Origin of the sequence: Rhizobium sp. 3T7 (assembly GCF_020166565.1) — a bacterium.
Classification (GTDB): Bacteria; Pseudomonadota; Alphaproteobacteria; order Rhizobiales; family Rhizobiaceae; genus Rhizobium.
Genome location: NZ_JAIQXS010000024.1, coordinates 35,468 through 47,771 on the forward strand (window position 1 = coordinate 35,468; position 12,304 = coordinate 47,771).

General features: G+C 61.8%; 11 protein-coding genes. 4 read left to right on the plus strand and 7 right to left on the minus strand.

The features are described 5' to 3' along the window. Positions 1-73: 73 nt before the first annotated feature. Together K9B32_RS24755 and K9B32_RS24760 are read right to left on the minus strand one after the other, a co-directional pair. Positions 74-622 carry an NADPH-dependent FMN reductase gene (locus K9B32_RS24755; protein WP_224567059.1) on the minus strand — a complete coding sequence of 183 codons (549 nt, stop codon included), beginning with the start codon at positions 620-622 and terminating at the stop codon, positions 74-76. Between the two features lie 43 nt (positions 623-665). Then, positions 666-2,039 (minus strand): GH1 family beta-glucosidase, encoded by a 1,374-nt coding sequence (locus K9B32_RS24760; protein ID WP_224567061.1) that lies wholly within the window; start codon positions 2,037-2,039, stop codon positions 666-668. A gap of 167 nt (positions 2,040-2,206) precedes the next feature. On the opposite strand from K9B32_RS24760, the gene K9B32_RS24765 reads away from it, so the two are divergent. Then, the gene (locus tag K9B32_RS24765) at positions 2,207-3,172 is read left to right on the plus strand and encodes an acetylxylan esterase (RefSeq protein ID WP_224567071.1); all 966 of its coding nucleotides are present in this window, start codon (positions 2,207-2,209) and stop codon (positions 3,170-3,172) included. After that, a complete protein-coding gene (locus K9B32_RS24770; protein WP_224567073.1) occupies positions 3,169-3,897 on the plus strand; it encodes an esterase family protein in 729 nt (242 codons plus the stop codon). Before K9B32_RS24765 ends, K9B32_RS24770 begins: the two co-directional genes overlap by 4 nt. A gap of 27 nt (positions 3,898-3,924) precedes the next feature. Here K9B32_RS24770 and K9B32_RS24775 read toward each other — a convergent pair whose 3' ends face one another. Further along, the gene (locus K9B32_RS24775) at positions 3,925-5,526 is read right to left on the minus strand and encodes an ABC-F family ATP-binding cassette domain-containing protein (RefSeq protein ID WP_224567075.1); all 1,602 of its coding nucleotides are present in this window, start codon (positions 5,524-5,526) and stop codon (positions 3,925-3,927) included. Positions 5,527-5,882: 356 nt separating this feature from the next. Here K9B32_RS24775 and K9B32_RS24780 point away from each other — a divergent pair, with 356 nt between their 5' ends. Further along, positions 5,883-6,284 carry a DoxX family protein gene (locus K9B32_RS24780; RefSeq protein WP_224567077.1) on the plus strand — a complete coding sequence of 134 codons (402 nt, stop codon included), beginning with the start codon at positions 5,883-5,885 and terminating at the stop codon, positions 6,282-6,284. A gap of 58 nt (positions 6,285-6,342) precedes the next feature. Here K9B32_RS24780 and K9B32_RS24785 read toward each other — a convergent pair whose 3' ends face one another. The 3 genes from K9B32_RS24785 to K9B32_RS24795 form a co-directional block, all read right to left on the minus strand. Then, positions 6,343-6,726, minus strand: a complete 384-nt coding sequence (locus K9B32_RS24785) for a hypothetical protein (protein WP_224567079.1) — start codon at positions 6,724-6,726, stop codon at positions 6,343-6,345. A 125-nt stretch (positions 6,727-6,851) separates the two neighbouring features. Next, positions 6,852-8,039, minus strand: coding sequence for a Gfo/Idh/MocA family protein (locus tag K9B32_RS24790; protein WP_224567080.1), 1,188 nt, complete (start codon positions 8,037-8,039; stop codon positions 6,852-6,854). A gap of 115 nt (positions 8,040-8,154) precedes the next feature. Beyond that, the gene (locus K9B32_RS24795; protein WP_224567082.1) at positions 8,155-9,207 is read right to left on the minus strand and encodes a sugar phosphate isomerase/epimerase family protein; all 1,053 of its coding nucleotides are present in this window, start codon (positions 9,205-9,207) and stop codon (positions 8,155-8,157) included. A 292-nt stretch (positions 9,208-9,499) separates the two neighbouring features. Here K9B32_RS24795 and K9B32_RS24800 point away from each other — a divergent pair, with 292 nt between their 5' ends. Further along, on the plus strand, positions 9,500-11,275 hold the full coding sequence (locus K9B32_RS24800; RefSeq protein WP_224567084.1) for a tetratricopeptide repeat protein: 1,776 nt from the start codon (positions 9,500-9,502) through the stop codon (positions 11,273-11,275). Between the two features lie 63 nt (positions 11,276-11,338). Here the strand turns inward: K9B32_RS24800 and K9B32_RS24805 are convergent, their stop codons facing one another. Then, positions 11,339-12,286 carry a substrate-binding domain-containing protein gene (locus K9B32_RS24805; RefSeq protein WP_132589098.1) on the minus strand — a complete coding sequence of 316 codons (948 nt, stop codon included), beginning with the start codon at positions 12,284-12,286 and terminating at the stop codon, positions 11,339-11,341. Positions 12,287-12,304 lie beyond the last annotated feature (18 nt).

Sequence of the window (12,304 nt, forward strand, 5' to 3'; positions counted from 1 at the left end):
TTTGGCAAAAGCATTCTAATAATGTAGACACGCGCATATTTTCTAAACAGTTTCAAAAGCTTGAGAAAAAAAGCTAGATCCCGGCGCGATTGATTGCAGCGCAGAATTTTACAAGCGCTGATACAAGAAGACCACTTTGGACGCTCTCGGCGAGGACGGCGGCCTGTACGTCTTTTAATTTGCCGAGCAACGAGATCCGTAGAAAGGCCTCGTCGACAAGCCGAAACGACATTGTCTTCAGGACCTCGGTCAGTTGGTCCAGCGCGAAATCGCCGCGATGGGAGGCATGCACAATCATCGCGGGCTTGAACGGCACCTCGTCGCGGGAGACCAGCCAATCCAGCGCGTTCTTCAGTCCGCCCGGCAGGCCATGGGCATATTCCGGGCAGGCGATGACGATGCCATCGCACGCACGGACCTTGACCGCGAATTCTTCAACAACCGCAGGCGTGTTCTCGCCCTCGCGATCAGGGTTGAAGATCGGCAGCTCGCCGATGAGCTCGCTGATCTCAATCGAAACGCCTGCCGGCGCATTGTCGCGCAGCGCTTCGAGCAGCCGGTGATTGGTCGAAGCCTTTCGCTGGCTGCCGCAGAGCGCATAGAGGAAGAGCGGCTTTTTCATGCGCCCGGTTTAAGCCACGGCGCCGATTCGCACCATGCGCTCGTCAGCTGCTCTTGTGGTTGCCCTTCGGGAACTGTGCGGCAAGTTCGCTGTACCACTTGCCACTCTTCTTCACGGTGCGGACTTGGGTGTCATAGTCGACATGCACGAGACCGAAGCGCATGCGATAGCCCTCGGCCCACTCGAAATTGTCCATCAGGCTCCAGGCGAAGTAGCCGCGCATCGGATAGCCGTCCTTGATCAGGTCGGCGACGACATCGAGGTGCGCGCTGTAGTAGTCGAGGCGCGGCTGGTCATCGACCTCACCGTTGACGACGCCCATGTTGTAGCAGGCGCCGTTCTCAGTGATGTAGCACTCCGGCAGCTCGTAGCGGCGATAGAGATCCTCGACGACGTTCTTCAGGCCGGGCGCGTAGACTTCCCAGCCGATATCGGTCTTCACGTCGCTGGCGCGCGGCGCCTCGACCGTCCAGGGGAAGTCGCCGTTCTTCGCAGGATCGTCGGCAACACGCAGCGGCGTGTAGTAGTTGAGGCCCCACCAATCGAGCTTCTGATTGATGATCTTGAGGTCGCCCTCCTCCACGACCGGCATGCGGTCGCCGAGCGCTTCCAGGAATTCCTTCGGGTACTCGCCCTTGAAGACCGGATCGAAGAAGGCGCCGTTGTGGAACTCGTGCGCGCGTTCGCCCGCCGCCTTGTCGGCTGCGCTGTCAGAGCCCGGCATGACGGACATCGCATTGAGCACGAGCCCGACCGGCACGTTCGGCGCCTCGGCCCGGGTCGCCTCGACGCCGAGGCCATGCGCGAGGTTCATGTGGTGCATGGCGTGGAGCGCGGCTTGCATGTTGCGCTCGCCCGGCGCATGAATGCCGTAGAGGTGGCTGAGCCAGACGATGCACCACGGCTCGTTGAAGGTCGCGACGCTGTCGAGGCGGTCGCCAAGGCGGGCCATCACGGTCTTGGCGTAGCGCTGGAACGCGTAGGCCGTCGAGCGCGCCGTCCAGCCGCCGTCGCCGGCAAGAAGCAGCGGCAGATCCCAATGGTAGAGCGTTGCGAAGGTCTTGATGCCGCGCGCCTTGCAGCCATCGACGAGACGATCGTAGAAATCGAGCCCCGCCTCGTTCACCGGACCGGTGCCGTCAGGGATGATGCGTGGCCAGGCGATCGAGAAGCGATAGGCTTCGACGCCCATGGACTTGATGAGATCGAGATCCTGATCGAGCCGATTGTAGTGATCGCAGGCGACATCGCCATTGTCGCGGTTGAAGACGCGGCCCGGCATGTTGCAGAAGGCATCCCAGATCGAGGGTTTGCGGCCGTCTGCCTTGGAAGCGCCTTCAATCTGGAACGCTGCCGTGGCGACGCCAAAGGTGAAATCGCCCGGGAAGCGGGCAGCAAGGGTCTTCGGATCGATCATGGAAATCCCATTCTTTTGGTTTCGAGGGCGGTTTAGCCAAGCGAGCGGGCGTTGTACAGGGTGGAAATGACAGCGCTGCAACGTTTCAGTCGCGCCCTTGCCGCCGTTCCGCGTGCTGTCGATGCGACTGCCTTGCATTACACGTCTTTTCACGAAACAACCCTCCCATGAGCATTCCCGCGACCCACCCTTTCGCCTTCGACCCCACTTACGGCATGACGCTTGCCGACCTTCGGGCGATTGTCCCGCCGGAGGCGCCGCCGGGCTTCGACGGGTTCTGGCAGGCCCGATACGAAAGGGCGATCGCCACCGATCCGCAGCCGGTGCTTAGGAAAAGCAAGCTGACGCATCCCGACTGGCAGGTTGTCGACATCGTCTACACCTCGAGCGGTGCCTTCGATATCGGCGGCTGGCTGCTTTTGCCGCGCGACCGGCCGGTGCGCCGCGGGCTGGTGGTGGGCCACGGCTACGGCGGTCGCGACGCGCCAGAATTCGACCTGCCGGTGGAGGAGGCGGCCATTCTCTTCCCCTGCTCCCGCGGCCTGTCGCTTAGCGCCCGCCCGCCGATCCCGCCTGATGCGTCTGGCCACGTCCTGCAGGGCATAGACCGTCCGGACACCTACATCATCGGTGGCTGTGTCGATGATCTCTGGCTTGCCGTTTCAACGCTCCTGACACTCTATCCGTGGCTTGCCGGTCACATCGGTTACAGCGGCATCAGCTTCGGCGGCGGCATTGGTGCACTAGCGATCCCATTCGATCCGCGCATCAGCCGCGGCCACCTCGTCGTCCCAACCTTCGGTGACCGGGAGCAATGGCTGACCCTGCCGACCGTCGGCAGCGCCGATTCCGTGCAGACCTATCAAAAGACTCATGGAAGCGTGCTTAAGACGCTGCGCATGTTCGACGCAGCCAGCGCCGCAAGCCGGATCAAGGCGCCGATGCTGGCAGCCGTCGCACTCTTCGACCCCGCCGTCGCACCGCCCTGCCAGTTCGCGGTGGCCAACGCCCTGCCGACATCAAAATATACTGAAACCTTCATATTGGATGCTGGACACTTCGATTATCCTGGAAGCACCGAGCAGAGCGCGATTCTGCGTGAGAAAGTCCGAGATTTTTTCAAGGTGTTATGAACCGGGAATATTTGCGCTGGCATAGTCCGCGCCTGCATCGCGAGATGGAGCTACTGGTGTTTGGCCATGCCGGCGCCAAGGTGCTGATGTTTCCGACTCGCGAGGGACGTTTCTGGGAGTACGAAAGGCTCGGCGTTGTTGAAAGCCTCGCCGACAAGCTGCAAGCCGGCCAACTGCAACTCTATTGCATCGAGGGGCTGGCCGCTGAGACCTTCTACGGCTTCGACCGGCATCCGGCCGAACGCATCCGTCGCCACACGGCCTTCGAAGAGTATATCCTGAATGAAGTCCTGCCGCTCATGGCGTCGAAGAACGGACATGAATGCACCATCGTGCATGGCTGCAGCCTCGGCGCCTTCCAGGCCGCGAGCCTCGTCTTTCGGCATCCGCACCTGTTTCGCAAGCTCGTCGCCTTTTCCGGCCGCTACGACCTGACGATAAGGGTCGAATCCTTCGGCGATCTGTTTGACGGCTATTACGATGATGCGATCTATTTCCACACGCCAACGCACTTCCTGCCGGGGCTCCATGGCGGCCGGCAGCTGGCGAAGCTGCGCGAGGTCGAGATTGTTCTGACCATCGGTGACGCCGACCCTTTCCTGGACAACAACTATCACCTCAGCCGTCTGCTTGCGGAAAAGCAGGTCGGCCACCAGCTCCATGTCTGGGGTGGCCGCGCTCACCGGGCAGGTGCCTGGCGCAAAATGGCGGGCCTCCATATTTGATCCTGCCCTCCGCCCGTACTCGGTTGCTTAGAGGAGAACCTCTTCGCCTAACGGAAGCTGAAGCCGTCTCGATATGCCGATATTCTCCAAAAACACCTCGTCGTGACTGACGACAAGCAGCGCACCGTCATAGGCTCGCAGACCCGCCTCCACGGCGGCGATGGAATCGATGTCGAGATGGTTCGTCGGCTCGTCGAGGATCAGGAGCGGCGGCGGCTTTGCACCGCCAAGCACACAGGCAAGGCCAGCGCGCAGCAACTGCCCGCCAGAGAGCGTCGAAACGTGCTGCAAGGCGGCATCCGCCCGAAACATGAAACGCGCCAGCGCTGCGCGACAGGCATTCTCGTTGGCATCGGGATTGAGATTGCGGAAGTTCTCGCGGATCGACAGTGATCGATCGAGCAGGTTGACACTCTGATCGAACAGCGAAAAACCGGTCATGACGGCGACCGTGCCTGACCATGGCTGTAGCGTGCCCGTGATCAGCGCCAGCAGCGTCGTCTTGCCAGAGCCGTTCGGACCGGCGATCGCGACGCGATCGGGGCCGGTCATGGCGAAGGAAAGGTTTCGGATGATCGGCTCGCCCGGCCCATAGCCGGCGGTGACACCATCCAGCCGCAGAACATCCCTGCCCGGCGGCAGCCCCGTTGGCGCAAGCTGCGCCGAGAAAGGCTGAAGGATCTCGATCCGCTGCCGCGCAGCGGACGCCCCTTCCATCGCCTCCTCACGGCGTCGTTCGCCAAGGCGAACCTTGTTGCCGCTGGTGTTTTCCGCCGCCCGCTTGAGACCACCGGCGACGATACGGGGCATGTCGCCCCTTGCCGCCTTCTTGCGGCCGTTGCGATCGCTGCGGGCCCGCCGCTCCGCTGTGACCTGGGCGCTGCGGACCACATCGGCAACGCGCCGCTCCGCATCCGCGAGATCGTGTTCGGCGGCGGCCAGCTCTAAGGCCTTGCGCTCCCGAAAGGCGCTCCAGTTTCCACCGTATCGCCGCGCGCCCAGCGTCGTGATCTCGACGATCGCGTCCATGGTTTCAAGCAGCTCGCGATCGTGGCTGACGACGATGGCGCCAGCTCTCCAGCCGGCAAGCAGTGCGATGACCGCCTCGCGCCCATCCCGGTCGAGATTGTTCGTCGGCTCGTCGAGGATAAGGAAATCAGGGTTGCAGAAGACGAGCGCTGCGAGAGCGGCGCGCGTCCGCTGCCCGCCGGAAAGCGAGGCGAGCAGGGTCTCCGGCTGGGCATCGAGCCCGACACGCTCGAGTGCTGCAGCGATGCGCGCTTCGATGGTCCAATCCGCCACGACAATCTCGTCGGCAGTGGCCTCACCGGCCTCGGCTCGACGCAAGATGGCCAAAGCATTGCTGGCGCCAAAGAGGTCGGCGACCGTTGCCCCCTCCTCCACCTGGACCGACTGGCGCAAGATGCCGAGCCGTCCGCCGAAGGCAATGCTGCCGGATTGCGGCTGCAATTCGCCCGCCACAAGCTTGAGCAGCGTCGTCTTGCCAAAGCCGTTGCGACCGACGAGACCGGTTCGCTCGGCGCCGAAGCTCAGATCGAGATTGGAAAGAAGGGTCCGCCCGTCAGGCGTGGACCACGAAAGATTGGACAGGGTAATGGATGCAGGCATGGATAAAGGGCTCCCGAATGGCAAGGCGAACTGGCGTTGCGATCGGGGTGAAATCCATTGCTGCACACATCCTGTTGGTATTGGCGATGGCCGCAATCTAGGCGGGCATCACGCCGAAATCAAGGCGGCGGACGAGCGAACCGAGATCATCGGAGCTGCGCCAGCCAGCAATCAGCGACGATTCGATCGGATTCGGATGAAGACAGGCGGCATCGGGAACGTCCGCACGGACCTGTATAGGTCCTGCAACATTGCTATCCTATTGAAACCGCTGATAACGCCAACGTCAGAAGTCGTGAATTTGCGATGCTGGTAAGGCAGGCTAGAGCAAGGAGCTCCATCACGAAAGGAACCCGATGCTCTCCCCGATCCACCTGGCGCAGCCGCATCTTCTGAGCTTGCTGCGCATTGTGTCTTCGCTCGTGCTCTTCAGCTACGGCACACAGAAGATCCTGCATTTCCCCGCCGCCGAGCGAGTGCCCGATGTTGGCTCCCTGTCCTGGATCGCGGGCCTGCTTGAACTGACGCTCGGCTTCCTCGTGTTGATCGGCTTCAAGACACGCGCCGCCGCCTTCGTCCTCTCGGGGCTGATGGCCTTCGCCTATTTCATCGGACATGCCTCGAAGAGCTTCTACCCGGCACAGAACGGCGGCGTCTCCGCAATCCTGTTCTGCTTCGTCTTTCTCTATCTGGTTGCAGCCGGCGGCGGCCCCTTCAGCGTTGATGCGCTGGCCAAGCGCAAGCAGGCCGCGGCCTGACAAATGCCTGGCTCGAGGCGGCAGATTTGCCGCTTCGAGCCACGATGCCGATAGACGGCTAGGGCTTCTGCGCGCTGTCCTTGAGCTTCACGGCCATCGAGACGGTGCCACGCACGATAATGTCATTTCGCGAACCACGATTGAGATCCGCGCTGCTCGTGAGGTTAGTGATCTGGCAGCTCTCGGCCAGCGTCTGCAGGATGAGATCGCACTGCCCTCCCGCCATCAGGTAGAACCCTTTCTGGGCGGCCTTGATCTGTTCACCGGTTTCCTTCCCGGCCTCGACAGGCACCGACAGGGACACTGTAGTCTGCACGTTCACCGTGCCGGGAACACGTTGGCCGCCATTGAAATTCGGTAGACGATTGGGAACTTCCTGCGACAACGCCGGAAACGCAGCGAGCGCAAAGGCGCATGTCAGAACTCTGGAAGAAGCTTTCATCGAACGTCTCTCCATCTGGTTGCACTCATTTCTGCCACAGCACTGTTAAACGACAATGAGCGCACTTCCTAACATTCTAGGAAGCGCGCCCAGTAGTTGTATCAGTCAGTCTGGTGGAGTGAAGGTCAGACCTTGACCCAGGCACCGTTCTTCTTCGAGGAAGCAACGCAGGCTTCGACGAAGGCAACGCCCTTCACACCGTCATCTACGGTAGGGTAGACAACCGCCTTGTCCACCGCCTTGCCCTTCTTGTGGGCGTTGATGGCATGTGCCGCCTCGGTATAGATCGTTGCGAAGGCTTCGAGGTAGCCTTCCGGATGACCGGACGGGATGCGCGAAACGCGGGCGGCGGCTGGGCCGGAACCGGCGCCGTTACGCGTGATCAGGCGCTTCGGCTCGCCGAACGGCGTGAACCAGAGGTAGTTCGGATCGGCCTGAACCCATTCGAGACCGCCCTTGGTCCCGTAGACGCGGACCTTCAGGCCGTTCTCGTGGCCCGGCGCCACTTGGCTGCACCAGAGCATGCCCTTGGCGGGCTTTTCCTTGCCCTTCGCCTTGAAGCGCAGCATCACGTGGGCGTTGTCGTCAAGACGACGGCCTTCGACGAAGCTGTCGAGATCGGCGGCAAGGCTGTCGAGTTCGAGGCCCGAGACGAAGGAGGCAAGGTTATAGGCATGCGTGCCGATATCGCCGGTCGAACCGCCGGCACCCGACTGTGCAGGGTCGGTACGCCAGACAGCCTGCTTGGCACCCGTCTGCTCGACGGCTTCCGTCAGCCAGTCCTGCGGATATTCCGCCTGCACGATGCGGATATCGCCCAGCTCGCCATTGGCGATCATTTCGCGTGCCTGGCGGACCATCGGATAACCGGTGTAGTTGTGCGTCAGGATGAAGAGAGCGCCGCTTTCGTCGGCCACCTTCTTCAGCTTCTTGGCGTCGGTAAGGTTCGAGGTCAGCGGCTTGTCGCAGATCACATGGATGCCGCGACGCAGGAATTCCTTGGCGGCGTCGTAGTGCACATGGTTCGGAGTGACGATCGAAACGGCCTCGATGCCGTTTTTCAGCTTCGCTTCGCGGATCGCCATTTCGCGGTAGCTGGAATAGGTGCGCGACGGATCGAGGCCGAGGTCGCGGCCCGATGCGATCGCCTTCTCGGGCGTCGACGACAGCGCGCCGGCGATCAGGTCGTACTGGTCGTCGATGCGGGCAGCAATGCGATGGACGGCGCCGATGAACGCGCCGGCACCGCCGCCGACCATGCCGAGACGGATGCGCGGTTCTCGCGCCTGTTCTGTAGATGCTTCGATTGCCATTGGTTCCTCCAAAAATGCGTAGGGCACAAACAGCCCTTCCCTCGGTGGCTGGGGAAGGGAGAACCCCTTCCCGCTGCGTTCCAATCAGCCCTTCCTGTAGGGAAGGGCCGCGACCTCAAAGACCGAGCATGCGGCGGTTGGCCGCCTGGTCCGTGCCGCCGGCGGCGAAGTCGTCGAATGCCTTTTCCGTAACGCGGATGATATGCGCCTTGACGAACTCGGCGCCTTCGCGTGCGCCGTCTTCCGGATGCTTCAGCGCGCATTCCCACTCGACCACGGCCCAGCCGTCGAAGTTGTTGGCCGTCATCTTCGAGAAGACCGCGCCGAAATCGACCTGACCGTCGCCGAGCGAGCGGAAGCGGCCGGCACGCTCGACCCAGCCCTGGTATCCGCCATAGACACCCTGGCGGCCGGTCGGGTTGAACTCGGCATCCTTGACGTGGAACATCTTGATCCGGTCCTTGTAGATGTCGATGTTCTCGAGATAGTCGAGGCACTGCAGGATATAGTGCGACGGATCGTAGAGCATGTTGGCGCGCGGATGGTTGCCGACGCGCTCCAGGAACATCTCGTAGGTGATGCCGTCGTGCAGGTCTTCGCCGGGATGGATTTCGTAGCAGACGTCGACGCCGTTTTCGTCGGCATGGTCGAGGATCGGCTTCCAGCGGCGGGCAAGTTCATCGAAGGCGGTTTCGACGAGACCGGCCGGGCGCTGCGGCCACGGATAGATGAACGGCCAGGCGAGCGCGCCCGAGAAGGTCGCATGCGCCTTGATGCCGAGGTGCTTCGAGGCCGTCAGCGCCATCTTGACCTGTTCGACGGCCCATTCCTGGCGCGCCTTCGGATTGCCGCGCACCTCAGGTGCCGCAAAGCCGTCGAACGCTTCGTCGTAGGCCGGATGCACCGCGACAAGCTGGCCCTGAAGATGGGTGGAAAGCTCGGTGACTTCGACGCCGTTCTGCCGTGCCACGCCGGCGAATTCGTCGCAATAATCCTTCGAGGAAGCCGCCTTCTTGAGGTCGATCAGCTGGCCGGCCCAGGTCGGAACCTGCACGCCCTTGTAGCCGATGTCGGCCGCCCATTTGGTGATCGAATCCCACGAGTTGAAAGGCGCGGCATCGCCCGCGAACTGTCCAAGGAATAGGCCCGGACCCTTGATCGTTTTCATGTCAATTCCTCCCTAAAAGATGACCGTAAACGTTTCTGGTAGAGTTCTAGCACGCGATTTGAAGTCTGCAAGCCGATTTCGGCGAGACTGCAAATTTGCCCGGCCGGGCGAAAATCGAAGGCGGCCGACTTAACCACGGCCTGTCTCGAGCCGCAAGATGTACGTACCGCATTTCCTCCGTCCACCACGTCACGCCTATATCATCTGCTTTCGATCCGAGCACCCATCGGGCCTTACGGCGGTAGACATCACGCCGTGCCGTGCTACTGTCTTTGGACCAGGAGGTTGGCGCATGACGCGGCGTCTGGCAGCAATCTTGGATGCGGATGTTGTCGGCTTCTCCCGGCTGATGGGCTTTGACGAAACCGGCACTTTCGCAACGCTGAAAGCGCACAACAGCGAAGTCATCGTCCCCAGCATCAGCAGGCATCATGGACGCGTCGTCAAATTTGTCGGCGACGGCACGCTGGCGGAATTTGCGAGCGTGGTCGATGCGGTGGGCTGCGCCATGGAAATTCAACGAGCATTGCTTCGGCGCAATGAGGCCATCGAGCCGGATCGACGCATGTTGTGGCGAATTGGCATCCACGTTGATGACGTACTGGTCGAGGACGAGGAGATCTTCGGCGATGGCGTAAACGTCGCCGCAAGCCTGCAGGCGCTGGCGCCGCCGGGCGGAATCTGTGTCTCGCAGCAGGTCAACGACCAGATCCGGTCGAAGCTTGACTTCCAAGCAATCGATTTCGGCAACCGCAAGCTCAAGAACATCGACCGGCCGATCCGTGTCTGGCGGTGGACGGCGGAAGGCGAACAGCTTCCATCGCCGGCCGCGCCGAAGGATCAGGCGACGAGGCCCTTGCGCAATCGGCCTTCGATTGCGGTGCTGCCCTTCAGCAACATGTCGAGCATCGAGGAACAGGAACATTTCTCGGACGGCTTCACGGACGAGCTGATCGCCACGCTGGCCCGCTGTCGCTGGTTGCTGGTCGCCGCCCGCAACTCCTCCTTCAGCTACAAGGGCCGGCAGGCCAATGCGCAGCAGGTGGCGGAGGACCTTGGCGTCAAATACGTGCTCGAAGGCAGCGTGCGCCGCGCGGCCGATCGCGTTCGCGTCACCGCGCAATTGCTGAACGGCACGGATGGCACGCTGCTTTGGGCGGAACGCTACGACCGAACGTTGGCCGACATCTTCGAGGTTCAGGACCAGCTCGCTTCTGAGATCACCGGAACGATCGAACCGGAGTTGGGCTCCATCGAGTTCGCCGCCCTTCGTGGCCGCACGGTGTTCGACATGGATGCCTGGGAAATCTACCTCAAGGGACTCTGGCATCTGTACCGGTTCACGCTTGACGAACTGAAGACCGCCAAGGCGCTTTTCGAGCAGGCAATCGGCATTGATCCGACCTTCGCGCAGGCGCAGGCCCGCTTGGCCTACGTTCACATTCAGCTCGGCTGGTATGGCCCTCTCGACGAACGAGCCGAGCGCATCTGCGAGGCGATCGACCTTGCCGAACGAGCGATCGGACTGGATCAGAAGGAACCCGCCGCGCACCTCGCCTTGGGCAGAGCGCTTGCGCTTGATGGGGCAACGGAGGCGGGAATAGCGCATCTGCGCAACGCCTTGCAGCTGGATCACAGTTTTGCGCAGGCTCACTTCGCGCTTGGCCAGGTCCTGTGCTACGTCGAGCGCCCCGCGGAAGGCATCGCCGAGATCAAGGAAGCGTTCCGGCTTAGTCCTCGCGATCCGCATCTTTGGACCTTCCATAACATTCTCGCGATCGCGAACTATCAATTGGGCGACTTGGCGGAAGCGGCCAAAGCAGCCCGCGCATCGCTCCGCTCGCCGAATGCCACCTTCTGGCCGGCGATCGTTCTGGTTGCGACCCTCGGAAGGCAAGGCGAAATCGACGAGGCCCGAGAAGCAATTTCCAGGCTTCATCGTTTCCGGCCGGGAATGAGCTGTGCCGACGCCCGGCGGGAATTCTATTTCGGTGACAATCCTGTGATGACCGAAGCCTTCATCGACCGTTTCATCGCCGATCTCGCCAGCGCCGGCCTGCCTGACTAGCAAGCGGCACGATCAAGGAAAGGCGCCCGTCCCGTCGAACGGGCGCCGCACTGGATTTTCAGATCAGAACGGAGAGTCCGGGAAGTAGAAATCCTTGGCGTTATCCTTCGTCACCAGCGTCGCGTCGAGGACGAAGGTGCCGCGAACCGGAACCTGGCCATAGAGGCCGGCAGCCGTCAGTTCCATTGCCGTACCGACCATTGCCGGCGGATAGAGAACGTCAACCGGGATCATCTTGTCACCGTCCATGACCTTCTTGACCATGTCCTTGGAGCCGGCGCCGGCAACGACATACTTGATGTCGGTGCGCTTGGCCTGCTCAATCGCCTGCAGCACGCCGACAGCCATGTCGTCATCCTGGCACCAGACCACGTCGATCTTCGGGTACTTCGTCAAGTAGTCCTGCATGACCTTGAAGGCATCGTCGCGGTTCCAATTGCCATACTGACGGTCAAGAACCTTGACCTTGGAGCCGGCAATGCCCTTGTCGAAGCCGTCCTGGCGCTGCTGATCGATCGGGATCGGCAGACCGCGAATGACGACGACTTCGGCGTCCGGCGTCTGCGCAGCGATGTACTTGCCGGCGACTTCGCCGAGCGCCGGGTTGTTGCCAGCAACGTAAAGGTCGCGGACGGTGTCATCGTTGGTCGATGGCGCACGGTCGACAAGAGCAACATACTTGCCCTTGCCCTTGACTTCCTTGATGGCGTTGACGAGCGGATCCGGATCCGACGGCAGGATAACGAGTGCATCGATGCCCTGCGTGTCAAGATCCTGCACGGCGTTGGCCTGGCTGGCGGCATCCGGCGAGGTCTTGACGATGACATTCAGGCCCGGATGCTGTTCCATCAGCTTCTTGGCGATGCGTTCGGCGTGGAACACGACGCCCGAGGTCCAACCATGGTCGGCGGCCGGAATGGAGACGCCGATGGTGAACTTCTTGTCCTGTGCGTATGCAGTACCCGCCAGCGTGACGGCCGCAACCGCAAGACCCAACATGAGTTTGCGCATTCTATTTCCTCCCAATAA

What these genes read in the sequence shown, in the direction of transcription:
- K9B32_RS24755 (WP_224567059.1), bottom strand. Translation starts at nt 622, where the DNA reads ATGAAAAAGCCGCTCTTCCTCTATGCGCTCTGCGGCAGCCAGCGAAAG.
- K9B32_RS24760 (WP_224567061.1), bottom strand. Translation starts at nt 2,039, where the DNA reads ATGATCGATCCGAAGACCCTTGCTGCCCGCTTCCCGGGCGATTTCACC.
- K9B32_RS24765 (WP_224567071.1), top strand. Translation starts at nt 2,207, where the DNA reads ATGAGCATTCCCGCGACCCACCCTTTCGCCTTCGACCCCACTTACGGC.
- K9B32_RS24770 (WP_224567073.1), top strand. Translation starts at nt 3,169, where the DNA reads ATGAACCGGGAATATTTGCGCTGGCATAGTCCGCGCCTGCATCGCGAG.
- K9B32_RS24775 (WP_224567075.1), bottom strand. Translation starts at nt 5,526, where the DNA reads ATGCCTGCATCCATTACCCTGTCCAATCTTTCGTGGTCCACGCCTGAC.
- K9B32_RS24780 (WP_224567077.1), top strand. Translation starts at nt 5,883, where the DNA reads ATGCTCTCCCCGATCCACCTGGCGCAGCCGCATCTTCTGAGCTTGCTG.
- K9B32_RS24785 (WP_224567079.1), bottom strand. Translation starts at nt 6,726, where the DNA reads ATGAAAGCTTCTTCCAGAGTTCTGACATGCGCCTTTGCGCTCGCTGCG.
- K9B32_RS24790 (WP_224567080.1), bottom strand. Translation starts at nt 8,039, where the DNA reads ATGGCAATCGAAGCATCTACAGAACAGGCGCGAGAACCGCGCATCCGT.
- K9B32_RS24795 (WP_224567082.1), bottom strand. Translation starts at nt 9,207, where the DNA reads ATGAAAACGATCAAGGGTCCGGGCCTATTCCTTGGACAGTTCGCGGGC.
- K9B32_RS24800 (WP_224567084.1), top strand. Translation starts at nt 9,500, where the DNA reads ATGACGCGGCGTCTGGCAGCAATCTTGGATGCGGATGTTGTCGGCTTC.
- K9B32_RS24805 (WP_132589098.1), bottom strand. Translation starts at nt 12,286, where the DNA reads ATGCGCAAACTCATGTTGGGTCTTGCGGTTGCGGCCGTCACGCTGGCG.